Origin of the sequence: Shewanella sp. VB17 (assembly GCF_013248905.1) — a bacterium.
Lineage (GTDB): Bacteria > Pseudomonadota > Gammaproteobacteria > Enterobacterales > Shewanellaceae > Shewanella.
This window is the reverse complement of record NZ_JABRVS010000001.1, coordinates 44,155-58,062: the sequence shown is the minus strand read 5'-3', so window position 1 is coordinate 58,062 and position 13,908 is coordinate 44,155. Positions and strand designations below refer to the sequence as shown.

Annotated in this window: 6 protein-coding genes, 3 rRNA genes and 2 pseudogenes; 7 read left to right on the top strand and 4 right to left on the bottom strand. The window is 43.4% G+C overall.

What is annotated here, in order from left to right:
- The first annotated feature begins 73 nt into the window (after positions 1-73).
- Positions 74-877: a glutamate racemase gene (gene murI, locus HQQ94_RS00150; RefSeq protein WP_173292527.1), complete on the top strand. Its 804-nt coding sequence runs from the start codon at positions 74-76 to the stop codon at positions 875-877.
- A gap of 25 nt (positions 878-902) precedes the next feature.
- Here the strand turns inward: murI and HQQ94_RS00145 are convergent, their stop codons facing one another.
- Complete coding sequence (locus HQQ94_RS00145; RefSeq protein ID WP_173292524.1) at positions 903-1,373, bottom strand: RNA-binding protein; 471 nt, start codon at positions 1,371-1,373, stop codon at positions 903-905.
- 778 nt (positions 1,374-2,151) lie between these two features.
- On the opposite strand from HQQ94_RS00145, the gene HQQ94_RS00140 reads away from it, so the two are divergent.
- From HQQ94_RS00140 to HQQ94_RS22420, 4 genes and pseudogenes are all read left to right on the top strand, one after another.
- A 16S ribosomal RNA gene (locus HQQ94_RS00140) occupies positions 2,152-3,695 on the top strand.
- Positions 3,696-4,164: 469 nt separating this feature from the next.
- Positions 4,165-7,072 (top strand): 23S ribosomal RNA (locus HQQ94_RS00135).
- Positions 7,073-7,331: 259 nt separating this feature from the next.
- Positions 7,332-7,447 (top strand): 5S ribosomal RNA (rrf, locus tag HQQ94_RS00130).
- The 16S, 23S and 5S rRNA genes sit together here, the layout of an rRNA operon.
- A gap of 460 nt (positions 7,448-7,907) precedes the next feature.
- Positions 7,908-8,063 (top strand): annotated as a pseudogene (locus HQQ94_RS22420) (IS630 family transposase); the annotation flags it as partial.
- 22 nt (positions 8,064-8,085) lie between these two features.
- On the opposite strand, the gene glnG reads toward HQQ94_RS22420, so the two are convergent.
- The 3 genes from glnG to HQQ94_RS00115 form a co-directional block, all read right to left on the bottom strand.
- Positions 8,086-9,501, bottom strand: coding sequence for a nitrogen regulation protein NR(I) (glnG, locus tag HQQ94_RS00125; RefSeq protein WP_173292521.1), 1,416 nt, complete (start codon positions 9,499-9,501; stop codon positions 8,086-8,088).
- A 53-nt stretch (positions 9,502-9,554) separates the two neighbouring features.
- Entirely contained in the window at positions 9,555-10,598 is a 1,044-nt protein-coding gene (glnL, locus tag HQQ94_RS00120) for a nitrogen regulation protein NR(II) (RefSeq protein ID WP_173292519.1), read from the bottom strand.
- 116 nt (positions 10,599-10,714) lie between these two features.
- Positions 10,715-11,260 carry a DUF4124 domain-containing protein gene (locus tag HQQ94_RS00115; RefSeq protein WP_173292516.1) on the bottom strand — a complete coding sequence of 182 codons (546 nt, stop codon included), beginning with the start codon at positions 11,258-11,260 and terminating at the stop codon, positions 10,715-10,717.
- A gap of 293 nt (positions 11,261-11,553) precedes the next feature.
- Here HQQ94_RS00115 and HQQ94_RS00110 point away from each other — a divergent pair, with 293 nt between their 5' ends.
- Together HQQ94_RS00110 and HQQ94_RS00105 are read left to right on the top strand one after the other, a co-directional pair.
- Positions 11,554-12,762: a monodechloroaminopyrrolnitrin synthase PrnB family protein gene (locus HQQ94_RS00110; protein WP_173292514.1), complete on the top strand. Its 1,209-nt coding sequence runs from the start codon at positions 11,554-11,556 to the stop codon at positions 12,760-12,762.
- Positions 12,749-13,873 (top strand): annotated as a pseudogene (locus HQQ94_RS00105) (aminotransferase class V-fold PLP-dependent enzyme). Before HQQ94_RS00110 ends, HQQ94_RS00105 begins: the two are co-directional and overlap by 14 nt.
- Positions 13,874-13,908 lie beyond the last annotated feature (35 nt).

Below are 13,908 nucleotides of genomic sequence, written 5' to 3'. Positions count from 1 at the left end.
CTGGCTTTCGATTTTTTGATTCTTGTGTGAAAATTCGCACATCGTGGTTAGCACTTACTCGTGGAGAGAAGCATTGTCGGGACCCATACTTATTTTTGATTCAGGCGTTGGTGGCCTATCTATCCTCGATGAAGTCAGGAAGGTGCTACCTCATGAGAATTACTGTTATCTTTTTGATAATGCTCGTCTGCCTTACGGTGAGTTAGCAGATCAAGAACTCATTGAAGGTTGCAAAATACTTATTAGCTTAGTGGTTGAGAGAATTAATGCATCGTTAGTTGTGATTGCCTGTAATACAGCAAGTACTCTAATCTTACCATCCCTAAGAGAAGTACTGAGAGTTCCAGTCGTTGGTGTTGTGCCTGCGGTTAAGCCTGCGGCTTTGCATTCACGGGCAAAACATATAGGCCTACTTGCGACGCCGGGAACCATTAAAAGGAATTATACTCGAGTGTTAATTGAGCAGTTTGCCAGTGACTGCCGAGTTGAGTTGTACGCATCGTCTGAACTCGTATTACTAGCAGAAAAAAAAGCCTCGGGTGAAGCTATTTTTCAAGAAGAGATCTCTCAGCTTTTGCATCCAATTAAATCATCTGGTTTGGATACACTCATTTTAGGTTGTACTCATTTTCCGATCCTTAAAGTAGAGATACAAGAATATTTAGGTTGTGATGTTTTACTGCTAGATTCTGGGAAAGCTGTTGCAGCAAGGGTACATAACTTAATAGACGGACGAGCAGATAGAAATCGAGCAGAATTTGACACATATGAAAAAAGACTAAGTGCGCTATACACGCAAGAAATCAATGAGGGATTAAAAAAATCATTAGCCAAATTTGGTTTTTCAACATTATCGAAAGTCCAAACAGGCCAATGATCACTCCTGTTAAGTAAGCTAAGGATTAAGCCCCAGCTTCTTGACGGTCATTTTTATCCGCATCTTGCGATTTTGCTTCTCTGACTTTTAATGTTCGCTCTTGGAAGTCAAATTCGTTGAGCTTGCTCATTGCCTTTTGCGCACCCGCCTCAGACATCTCAATGAACCCGAAGCCTTTACGACGGCCCGTTTTTCTATCACGAACTAAACGAACAGAGTTTACTGGTCCATATTTTCCAAATAGTTCTTTTACTTCCCCTTCGTGAATACGATAAGGCAAATTGCCCACATAAAGTGTCATTGTTGGGCCTGTATATTGCTCAACACTTACGGCATTGTTAGCGATTGGAGAGGATTTGCCTTGAAGTGCAAATACAACGCTCGCAATAATAGAACCGGTAAAGAAGGCGATTGCGGCATTTAGGTCTGCGAACTGAACGAACGCGAATGCGCCTAGTATGGCGATAATCAAAACGATAAGAAATGGCTTTTGCATATATATGATCTCTGAAGAATTGATAAATAACTGTTAATAGCAGGTATATGGTAATGAATAATTTACCATTACACTAGTCTATTGCTGAAAAAATGAACTTAATATTGCATCTTAGTAAGATATTTAGTTCTAGAATGCATGATATGCGCTTTTTTTCGGCGAAATAAAAGTGGGGCTGCGTAAAAGTTCAGCTAGCAGACAAAAATGTTGAGAAAGGTGTTGCACTCATCTCTAACATCCCTATAATGCGCAACCACTGACACGGCACAGCAGGCCAACGAGATAGCGTAAACGCTAAGGAGTAAGTGACTTGCAGCAGTGTTAGAGATTAAGCTTTCAATAGAAAGCTTAATCAGGTGAAAAGCGGTTTAAGTGGTTCATTGATGTAGCATAACACGAAAGTGTACAAGAAAACGTCAATTGAAAATCTTCTTAAAATAAGCGCTTGACGCCAACGATGGAGAGTGTAGAATACGCCTCCTCAAGCCAGTGACCTAGCGTCTAACGGCAGTATCTGAAAGATTGGTACTAACGCTCTTTAACAATTTGAGACAAGAAATCTGTGTGGACACTCACAGGTATTGAGTTATTCGAAACTGCCTCTTTTTTCTAGTAAAAAGTGAGGCAGTAAAAAAATTTCTCAATGAATGAGTGTTCATAGATTCGAACCTAGTTTGAATCAATATGTACAATCGTTGTTAATACTCTTATGAGTGTTGTCAATGACATCAGAATTCATTGAGCCGCTGAGTCCTTAACGGGGTTTAGCAAAAAACTTTAATTGAAGAGTTTGATCATGGCTCAGATTGAACGCTGGCGGCAGGCCTAACACATGCAAGTCGAGCGGAAACGAAGATAGCTTGCTATCAGGCGTCGAGCGGCGGACGGGTGAGTAATGCCTAGATATCTGCCTAGTCGTGGGGGATAACAGTTGGAAACGACTGCTAATACCGCATACGCCCTACGGGGGAAAGGAGGGGACCTTCGGGCCTTCCGCGATTAGATGAGTCTAGGTGGGATTAGCTAGTAGGTGAGGTAATGGCTCACCTAGGCGACGATCCCTAGCTGGTCTGAGAGGATGATCAGCCACACTGGGACTGAGACACGGCCCAGACTCCTACGGGAGGCAGCAGTGGGGAATATTGCACAATGGGCGAAAGCCTGATGCAGCCATGCCGCGTGTGTGAAGAAGGCCTTCGGGTTGTAAAGCACTTTCAGCGAGGAGGAAAGGTTGGTCGTTAATAGCGGCTAGCTGTGACGTTACTCGCAGAAGAAGCACCGGCTAACTTCGTGCCAGCAGCCGCGGTAATACGAGGGGTGCAAGCGTTAATCGGAATTACTGGGCGTAAAGCGTACGCAGGCGGTTTTTTAAGCCAGATGTGAAAGCCCCGGGCTCAACCTGGGAATTGCATTTGGAACTGGGGAACTAGAGTCTTGTAGAGGGGGGGTAGAATTTCAGGTGTAGCGGTGAAATGCGTAGAGATCTGAAGGAATACCGGTGGCGAAGGCGGCCCCCTGGACAAAGACTGACGCTCATGTACGAAAGCGTGGGGAGCAAACAGGATTAGATACCCTGGTAGTCCACGCCGTAAACGATGTCTACTCGGAATTTGGTAACTTAGTTACTGGGTTCCCAAGCTAACGCATTAAGTAGACCGCCTGGGGAGTACGGCCGCAAGGTTAAAACTCAAATGAATTGACGGGGGCCCGCACAAGCGGTGGAGCATGTGGTTTAATTCGATGCAACGCGAAGAACCTTACCTACTCTTGACATCCTCAGAACTTACCAGAGATGGTTTGGTGCCTTCGGGAACTGAGAGACAGGTGCTGCATGGCTGTCGTCAGCTCGTGTTGTGAAATGTTGGGTTAAGTCCCGCAACGAGCGCAACCCTTATCCTTATTTGCCAGCGGGTTATGCCGGGAACTTTAGGGAGACTGCCGGTGATAAACCGGAGGAAGGTGGGGACGACGTCAAGTCATCATGGCCCTTACGAGTAGGGCTACACACGTGCTACAATGGTCGGTACAGAGGGTTGCAAAGCCGCGAGGTGGAGCTAATCTCACAAAGCCGGTCGTAGTCCGGATTGGAGTCTGCAACTCGACTCCATGAAGTCGGAATCGCTAGTAATCGTGGATCAGAATGCCACGGTGAATACGTTCCCGGGCCTTGTACACACCGCCCGTCACACCATGGGAGTGGGCTGCACCAGAAGTAGATAGCTTAACCTTTCGGGGAGGGCGTTTACCACGGTGTGGTTCATGACTGGGGTGAAGTCGTAACAAGGTAGCCCTAGGGGAACCTGGGGCTGGATCACCTCCTTACCTATACGACTAACTCAATATTTGCTGAGTGTTCACACAGATAACTTGTTCTTGTTAGAGCGAGTGGCACGCCTTTACGGTGATGCTTGTTCTTTAAAAATTTGGAAAGCTGATAGTGTTAATGTGAAAGGGACGGTGAATGGCTTAGGTTGTTTGTTGTTAATAGCATTAATGCGAAAATAAATAATTGAGTTCTCAAACACTTAAATCAAGTGCGGAATGATTTACCTTAGGGTGATGAGTTCAAGAGTATTCTTTTGGCGAAAGTAAACACCATTAGTTGCGATACATCTCGTTCAAACTACCCGTTTGAACAATAGATAATATTAGCGCAGCGAGTTTGGTCTTAGGCAATGCGCGAAAGTGAGCGAGAAAGGCATGTAGCTGCGCTACATAACTGACAAGCGAACTTAAGTAACGCCGCATAAGGGCAAAGTAGCAAGCGAAAGAAAACCTATGTGGGTTGTATGGTTAAGTGACTAAGCGTATACGGTGGATGCCTTGGCAGTCAGAGGCGATGAAGGACGTAGTAACTTGCGAAAAGCGTTGGCGAGCTAGTAACAAGCATTTGAGCTAACGATATCCGAATGGGGAAACCCACATGCATAAGCATGTATCACGACATGAATACATAGTGTCGTGAGGCGAACCCGGGGAACTGAAACATCTAAGTACCCGGAGGAAAAGAAATCAACCGAGATCCCCCTAGTAGCGGCGAGCGAACGGGGGTTAGCCCTTAAGTCTATGGGGTGTTAGTGGAATGTGTTGGAAAGCACAGCGGCACAGGGTGATAGCCCCGTACATGAAAACTAACCATAGATGAAAACGAGTAGGACGGGACACGTGACATCTTGTCTGAACATGGGGGGACCATCCTCCAAGGCTAAATACTCCTGACTGACCGATAGTGAACCAGTACCGTGAGGGAAAGGCGAAAAGAACCCCTGTGAGGGGAGTGAAATAGAACCTGAAACCGTATACGTACAAGCAGTGGGAGCGGTCCTTGAGACCGTGACTGCGTACCTTTTTGTATAATGGGTCAGCGACTTACATTTTGTAGCGAGGTTAAGCGAATAGCGGAGCCGTAGGGAAACCGAGTGTTAACTGCGCGTTTAGTTGCAAGGTGTAGACCCGAAACCCGGTGATTCTATCCATGGGCAGGTTGAAGATTGAGTAACATCAATTGGAGGACCGAACCGACTTATGTTGAAAAATGAGCGGATGACTTGTGGATGGGGGTGAAAGGCCAATCAAACCGGGAGATATCTGGTTCTCCTCGAAAGCTATTTAGGTAGCGCCTCGAGCGAATACCATTGGGGGTAGAGCACTGTTAAGGCTAGGGGGTCATCCCGACTTACCAACCCTTTGCAAACTCCGAATACCAATGAGTACTACTCGGGAGACACACGGCGGGTGCTAACGTCCGTCGTGAAAAGGGAAACAACCCAGACCGTCAGCTAAGGTCCCAAAGTTATTGCTAAGTGGGAAACGATGTGGGAAGGCTTAGACAGCTAGGATGTTGGCTTAGAAGCAGCCATCATTTAAAGAAAGCGTAATAGCTCACTAGTCGAGTCGGCCTGCGCGGAAGATTTAACGGGGCTAAGCAATACACCGAAGCTACGGGTGTGCATCTTTGATGTACGCGGTAGAGGAGCGTTCTGTAAGCCGTAGAAGGTGAAGGGGTAACCCACGCTGGAGGTATCAGAAGTGCGAATGCTGACATGAGTAACGATAAAGGGAGTGAAAAACTCCCTCGCCGAAAGACCAAGGGTTCCTGTCCAATGTTAATCAGGGCAGGGTGAGTCGACCCCTAAGGCGAGGCCGAAAGGCGTAGTCGATGGGAAACGGGTTAATATTCCCGTACTTCTGCTAACTGCGATGGAGAGACGGAGAAGGCTAGGCTAGCGCGGCGTTGGTTGTCCGCGTTTAAGGTAGTAGGCAGTATTCTTAGGCAAATCCGGGAATACGCATTAAATTGCGATGCTGAGAGCTGATGACGAGTCACTAAGGTGATGAAGTAGTTGATGCCATGCTTCCAGGAAAATCTTCTAAGCTTCAGGTTAGTAGGAATCGTACCCCAAACCGACACAGGTGGTTGGGTAGAGAATACCAAGGCGCTTGAGAGAACTCGGCTGAAGGAACTAGGCAAAATGGTACCGTAACTTCGGGAGAAGGTACGCTCCTGTTGGTGATAAGACTTGCTCTTTAAGCTGACGGGAGTCGCAGATACCAGGTGGCTGCAACTGTTTATCAAAAAACACAGTACTGTGCAAACTCGCAAGAGGAAGTATACGGTATGACGCCTGCCCGGTGCCGGAAGGTTAATTGATTGGGTTATCTTCGGAGAAGCTCATGATCGAAGCCCCGGTAAACGGCGGCCGTAACTATAACGGTCCTAAGGTAGCGAAATTCCTTGTCGGGTAAGTTCCGACCTGCACGAATGGCGTAATGATGGCCACGCTGTCTCCAGCCGAGACTCAGTGAAGTTGAAATTGCGGTGAAGATGCCGTATACCCGCGGCTAGACGGAAAGACCCCGTGCACCTTTACTATAGCTTGGCACTGAACATTGAACCTACATGTGTAGGATAGGTGGGAGACTATGAAGTTGGGACGCTAGTTCTGATGGAGTCAACCTTGAAATACCACCCTTGTAGTTTTGATGTTCTAACTCTGGCCCCTGAATCGGGGGTTGAGGACAGTGTCTGGTGGGTAGTTTGACTGGGGCGGTCTCCTCCCAAAGAGTAACGGAGGAGCACGAAGGTTGGCTAAGTACGGTCGGACATCGTACGGTTAGTGCAATGGCATAAGCCAGCTTAACTGCGAGACATACACGTCGAGCAGGTACGAAAGTAGGTCATAGTGATCCGGTGGTTCTGAATGGAAGGGCCATCGCTCAACGGATAAAAGGTACGCCGGGGATAACAGGCTGATACCGCCCAAGAGTTCATATCGACGGCGGTGTTTGGCACCTCGATGTCGGCTCATCACATCCTGGGGCTGAAGTCGGTCCCAAGGGTATGGCTGTTCGCCATTTAAAGTGGTACGCGAGCTGGGTTCAGAACGTCGTGAGACAGTTCGGTCCCTATCTGCCGTGGGCGTTGGATGATTGAAGGAAGCTGCTCCTAGTACGAGAGGACCGGAGTGGACGAACCGCTGGTGTTCGGGTTGTTATGCCAATAGCATTGCCCGGTAGCTACGTTCGGAATCGATAACCGCTGAAAGCATCTAAGCGGGAAGCGAGTCCTAAGATGAGTCATCCCTAGGGATTTAATCCCTTTAAAGAGCCGTTCGAGACTAGGACGTTGATAGGCAGGGTGTGTAAGCGTTGTGAGGCGTTGAGCTAACCTGTACTAATGACTCGTAAGGCTTAACCATACAACCCAGATGGGTTTTACTTCTAAGAAGTAAGTGGTTAATGAGTGATTACAGAGTACAAAAGAATACCAATTTGATTTAAGTTACACTCAATTATATTTATTTAACAGCTTTTCGAATTTAGTTATTTGGTTAATTACGCAGGAAATTGTTTGGCTGACAAAGCAGTAACGAGCGAAGCTCGGCGTGTACTTTAGTACACAAGCACTGGAGCGAGAAAACAATTCCGTCAGGCGAATAATTAACCAGTAAGAATTTGTCTGGAAACCATAGCATTGTGGCCCCACCTGATCCCATCCCGAACTCAGAAGTGAAACGCAATCGCGCCGATGGTAGTGTGGGGTCTCCCCATGTGAGAGTAGGTCATTTCCAGGCGCCTATTTAAGTAGAGAAGCCACCTTATTAAGGTGGCTTTTTTGCGTTTGGACTGTTAATAGTTTGACACTTCATTTGGCGTATCTAATGTTATTCTAGGCAGGTGGCTTATCCACTTAAGCACGTACAATGCCTACTTCGATCTCAACCCGCCGCTAAGCGGGCTCCCCAGTTCAGCGACAGTGCAGCCTCTCGTTACAAAGTAGCTGAATGCTATGCATTCAAATCACTACTTCTTCACCCCCATGTGAGAGTAGGTCATTTCCAGGCGCCTAATTCGTTTTCACTTTTTCTTTTTAAATGTTGCAAAACACTCACTCGGCTGTCAATGCTGGTTTGATCGCTTTAGCATATTTCATCATGTTAGATGGCACTTTCATTTTGAAAATGCGAGAGCGTTACATCACTCACCTTAGGATAAAATATGTCTATAGGACTCAAATCGCTAGAATATTGGGTGTTGCAAGATGAAACTAGATTTGGTCAGCAAAACCAGACAACACGTCTGTGGGCTAAAACGGGGACACGACTTAGGGTTGTGAAACAGTAACAATTTGAATATGGCTACTTATTTGGTGCACTATGCCCGAGCACTGGCCAAACAGAAGCCATAATTACGCTTTTTGTTGATAGAAAAATTAATCTATGACTAGTTCCTTGAGTTTTCTGGTTAATGTATTTCGTCCCCAACCCAAGCGTTTTGCAGCTTCTTGCTTATGTCCATTAGTATAGGCTAGTGCTGTTTCTAACAGGATGCGCTCGAAGGCTGGTTGTATATCTGTAAGGAGATTACTCTCGCCTTCTCGGAGTTTTTCGTTGAGCCATGTTTTTAGTGGCTCTTGCCAATTAGATGAGTCATTTGGTGCTAAAGAATGGGTTTGCTTTTGTTGTTTTAGAAGCTCAGGAGGTAGATCTTGGGGTAAGATTTCTTGGCCAGATGCCATTACCATTAACCATCTACAGGTATTTTCAAGTTGTCTTACATTACCAGGCCAGGGGAATTGAGATAGTTTTTCAGCTGCCGCTTTAGTGAGTACTTTGGGTTCTACCGAGATTTCTTTTGCTGCAGAGCTCAAAAAATGGCGTGCAAGTTGTGGTATATCCTCCCTTCGCTGTGACAGAGGTGGTAAATGAACTCGAATGACATTTAATCTATGGTAAAGATCTTCTCGGAAGTTTCGTTGTTGAACAAGTTGTTCCAGATCTTGATGAGTGGCAGCGATGATTCTAACATCTACTTTTACAGGATAATGTCCTCCGACTCGGTAAAACTGTCCATCAGCTAGCACACGTAATAAACGAGTTTGAACATCGAGGGGCATATCACCGATCTCGTCTAAGAAGAGGGTACCACCGTTCGCTTGCTCAAATCGTCCTTGCCTTACCGCCGCAGCGCCGGTAAAGGCGCCTTTCTCATGGCCAAATAGTTCTGATTCAATAAGCTCTTTAGGGATCGAAGCCATGTTAATTGCAATAAAGGGTTTTTCTCTGCGCGGACTGTGTTTATGTAGTGCCCCTGCAACGAGTTCCTTTCCGGTACCAGATTGTCCATTGATTAACACGCTGATAGAAGAACGCGATAGACGTCCAATGGCTCTGAACACTTCTTGCATTGCTGCTGCCTCACCTATTATTTCAGGTGCCTTAACAGTTATCTCTTTAGGTTGTTTAATTGCTTGTTCTTTTGAATGAGTAAGTGCTCTTTCAACGAGTGCTATAGCTTCATCAATATCAAATGGTTTGGGTAAATATTCAAAAGCACCAGCTTGATATGCACTAACAGCGCTATCGAGATCTGAATGTGCAGTCATTATTATGACAGGAATATGAGGGTAATGAACTTGAATGCGCTCAAGGAGACATAAACCATCAGTCCCCGGCATTCTGATGTCTGAAATAATGACTTTAGGTTGACCGAGTTCGAGCGCATCCCATAGTGACTCTGCTGCCGCAAAACTAGCATTGCTAATATTAGCCCCTTTAAGCGCGCGCTCAACTACCCAGCGAATGGAATCATCATCATCGAGTATCCAAACTTGTTCTTCCATACTCATCTATTTCCTTATTATCATTATATTGCACCGATTTTATGTTTGTCGTCCATCAGTTATTTATGTTCAATGGGGAGTAAAATGGTGAATTCAGTTCTGTTAGAGGTAGATTGACAATCAATTCTTCCTCCATGTAATCTTGCAAAATTATGTGAGATAGATAAACCTAATCCTGAGCCATTGTCTCTACTGGTTACAGTCGGATAAAATAGAGTATCTAATAATTCAGCTTGTATGCCTGGGCCGTTATCGATAACGGAAAGCGCTAATACTATTTTATGTCTATCTTTTCCTATCGTTATTTGGTGCTGGGTACGAGTTTTGATCAGTATTTTCCCACCTTGAATATCCAGTGCCTGTACAGCATTTTGAACGATATTTAGGATAGCTTGTTGGAGTTGCTCAGGATCCATCTGGATATCAGGAATGGAAGGATCATAGTCTTGCTCTAATAAAATGTTTGGGGGGAGCTCCATAGTGACCAGATTAAGAACTTTTTGAATGACTTGGTGAATATTATGTGGGCTATGTTGAGTTGGTTTTTGTGGCCCTAGTAAGCGATCGACTAAATTTCTAAGTCTATCAGCCTGCTCAATTATTAAGTCCGTAAATTCATTCAACTGGGGGTCATGAAGCTCTCTCGATAACAGTTGAGCAGCGCCTCGTAATCCCCCTAATGGATTCTTAATTTCATGTGCTAGATTACGGACTAAATATTGCGCGGCTTGTTGTTGTGCATCGAGAGTCAATTGTTGATGAATGCGGCGTTGTTGATCGACCTGGCGCAGTTCTAATAATGCTAAACCTTGATTTTGCTCTAAGGGTGTTAATGTTAAATCAACAGTATGATGTTGGCTATCTAAGGTGACTAATGAGGCTGTGTTCACCGTTAGCCCCTGATTGTCTTTAATTGAATTGGTTAATAAATCTAAGTTAACACCAAGAATTTGAACATAGTCGATGAGGAAATGTTCAGTTAATCGGTGGCTACTCACACCTAGCAATTGTTCTGCAGCAGCGTTTGCAAAGCAAAGCTTGAGATTGTTATCGATGACGACGACTGCTGTGACAAGGCTATTAAACAGGTATTTTAGATCCATTAGTATTCCCAGTAAATTGATGCACTATTATATTGCACCATCATGGTGCGACGTGCAACTGACTTCACAGAGGATAAAATATCTTACATTTCATTAAGTCATTAATAATAAATAGTTTATTGTGACCCTGTATTGCTCGGTGTGACTGATTTTGGATAATTAACCCTTGTTCTGTGAAGGTATACCTTTCTAGGAGGTGTTGATGCAAGTTGTTTGCCATTTTGTGCGATAGCTTTGATAATGAAACTGTGTTCCCCTCTGTTCACATTTTTTAGGTTAAATATAGGTGTATTTTGTGCTGGTCCCACAATGATCCCATCCATAAGAAGTACTAATACATGTTTAGGAGCTAGATCGGGAGAAATAATGGCGATTATCGTTATATTTCCTTCGTTGTTACGGATAGTTTCTTCTTCCCTTGGAGAGGTAATACTTAATTTATAGTCTGTAGATATATTGTGCTCTGTTGTTTCTGCAGAGTTTGCTACAGGTAGCTGTAAGGTAATTTGATTTTGGGTGTTATCTTTAAATTGAACTGTTTTTGAATTTGGTATTGGTTTATCCGAATAATGAATTTTGCCATCTTTATCAATCCACTTATAGACTGTTGCATGGCTCATCATGGTAAATGTGAGCAATAAAATGATAGTGCTGAAGCGCATAAAACCTCAATTGTTATATATTTGCATATTGTTTAAGGTTAGCTTTTTTTTTCATAAAAATCATGATTTATTATTATAAATAGTTGATGAATAATGCATTTTTGTTTGTTAAACCATTGTCCAATAGTGTTTTACATCCAGGTGTAGATTGTTTTTTAGCTTAAATGTTGTTTTTATGTGTGTTTGTGTCGCATTATGACGTTTGGATAATGAATGAGAATCTATTTTTAGGAAAATGTAATTTTGGACATATTGATTGGTTTAAAAAATAAGATAAATATGGGGTCATCATTATGACTGTTAATACTCAAGTATTTGATCATTGGATTAGGCATGATTTTGTTGAGATCAATACTTATCTTGAAAAGTTATATTGGCAACAGGAAGACAAAGCCAATGTTGTGAATGTGGCTGATACACAAAAGCAACAATTACTTATTGAAGGTAAAGCTTTAATTCAAGCTTTATTAGTTGAAGGAAATACAGATGAAGGTTTTGATAGTGCATTTGATCTCTTAGGTAATGTAGGCTTGTATATGGCAGCTTGCAGGCGTCATGAACTTACTGAGCCAACAAGAGAAATAGTGTCCCCTTTAAAAGAGGCGTCAGCGTTGGCTATGCACATAGGTGCATCGATTGGTGTTACTCCGCGCTTTGCCACTGCCCATTTGACGACGCATAATAAAGCGGTGGATGGCAGCTATAAACGCTTTACAAGTTTAGCCGATGAAAAATGGTTTCTTGACTATAACACCAAAGGGATTTTGGCTTATCAACGTGCTGCTGATGCACTGTTAAAAATTCAATCTTTAGGTATTTCCCACCCAATTACGGCCGATTTATTACTGTTGGCTAAAAATGGCTTACAGGATGTGATTGATTCGAATAAGGGGTTATTTAATCGACTTGATACCGATCGTTTCTTTTATTGTGTTCGCCCATACTATAAGCCTTATCGAGTCGGTGAACATGTTTATCGGGGAGCGAATGCAGGGGACTTTGCAGGAATAAATGTCATTGATCTGCAGCTTGGATTATGCGCTGCTAATGATCCTGCATATTCTCAATTACTGGTGGATAAATTTTTATATATGATGCCTGAAGATCAACAAACTCTCAGAGATTGTATGCGTAGAACCAGTATTATGGATGACTTCCTCAATGCTATATCTCCGAATGAAGATTGGTATCAAACTAATCTTCCACTCTTTCTCGATGTATGCCGTCATCACGGTAATACTGCGATTCAACACCATAATCAATTAATTACTAAGTATATATCCCAGCCTTCTAGAAATATGAAACAGAGCCACCTAGACAAAGTTACAGCCAGCGGACCACCTCTGCATATTCTGATCGATTCACTTGACAAACTTAAGGATAAACGAGCAGCAGTTAACCGAAGTGATATTGATACTCGCTACCATGATATTGAAATATTAAAAGCCAGTTTAACGACCATAAGCGAGAGTCAAGGTGAGGAGATTGATGAATACAATTAATGTTAAATCAGACTTTATTATGACATCAGGTAGCTATTTACTTAACCATTCAGTTGGGCGCCCTTTACAGACGAGTTAAAGAGGCTTTTGATGAAGCATTCTTTGCTCCATGGAGAGATTCTGGCGGCGATCCTTGGGGAGAATGGTTGCCGATTATTGACCGATTTACTCAGGCTTTGGCAGAGTTACTACAGGGTAAAAAAGAGCATTTTTGTCCTCAAACTAACCTCTCTAGCGCATTGAGTAAATTTGTGATGTCATATCCTGAGCTGCAAAAAAACAACATAGTTGTTTTGATGAGCGAGAGCGACTTTCCAAGCATAGGCTTTGCGATGAAGATGGCATTACCGAAGAATGCCATTATCAGATTCATTCCTAAAGAGCTAGATGTCACTGATATCTTAGTGTGGGATGAATACCTTAAAGATGAGGTCACTTTAGTTATGGTGAGTCACGCTTATTCCAATACTGGGTATTATCGCCACTAGCGGATATTGTAACAATAGCAAAAAAAAGAGGGATATTAAGTTTGATTGATATTGCACAATCTGTCGGTATTGTGCCGATTAATCTGATTGAATTAGATGCAGATGTTGTGATTGGTTCGAGTGTTAAATGGCTATGTGGTGGACCTGGTGCTGCATACTTGTGGATTAACTCAAAAATATTATCTGAATGTGAGCCAAAAGATGTGGGCTGGTTTAGTCATGAGAAGCCATTTGAGTTTGATATTCGTCAGTTTCGTTATCACCCAACTGTGTTGAGATTTTGGGGAGGAACACCCTCTATTGCGCCATATGCTATTGCTGCAAACAGCATTGAGTATTTTTCTAAGTTGGGATCACATGTATTACAGGAACATAATCAAGATCTTATTGACATCATTGCAGCTGAATTTTGTGAAGAACTTGTGTCTCCTCGTGAGCCATTAAAGCGTAGTGGTACTGTGGTTTTGGATTTTGGTGATAAACAAGATAATGTTTTACATGCATTAGACTCTGCCAATATCAGTGTTGACGCCCGTAGTACAGGTATTAGAATATCGCCCCACATATATAATGATGTTTTTGATATTAATAATCTATTATCGGTTATTAAGAATGCTTGTTAAATCGTAATAAATTGAGTGAGTGGGGTTTATGCTGT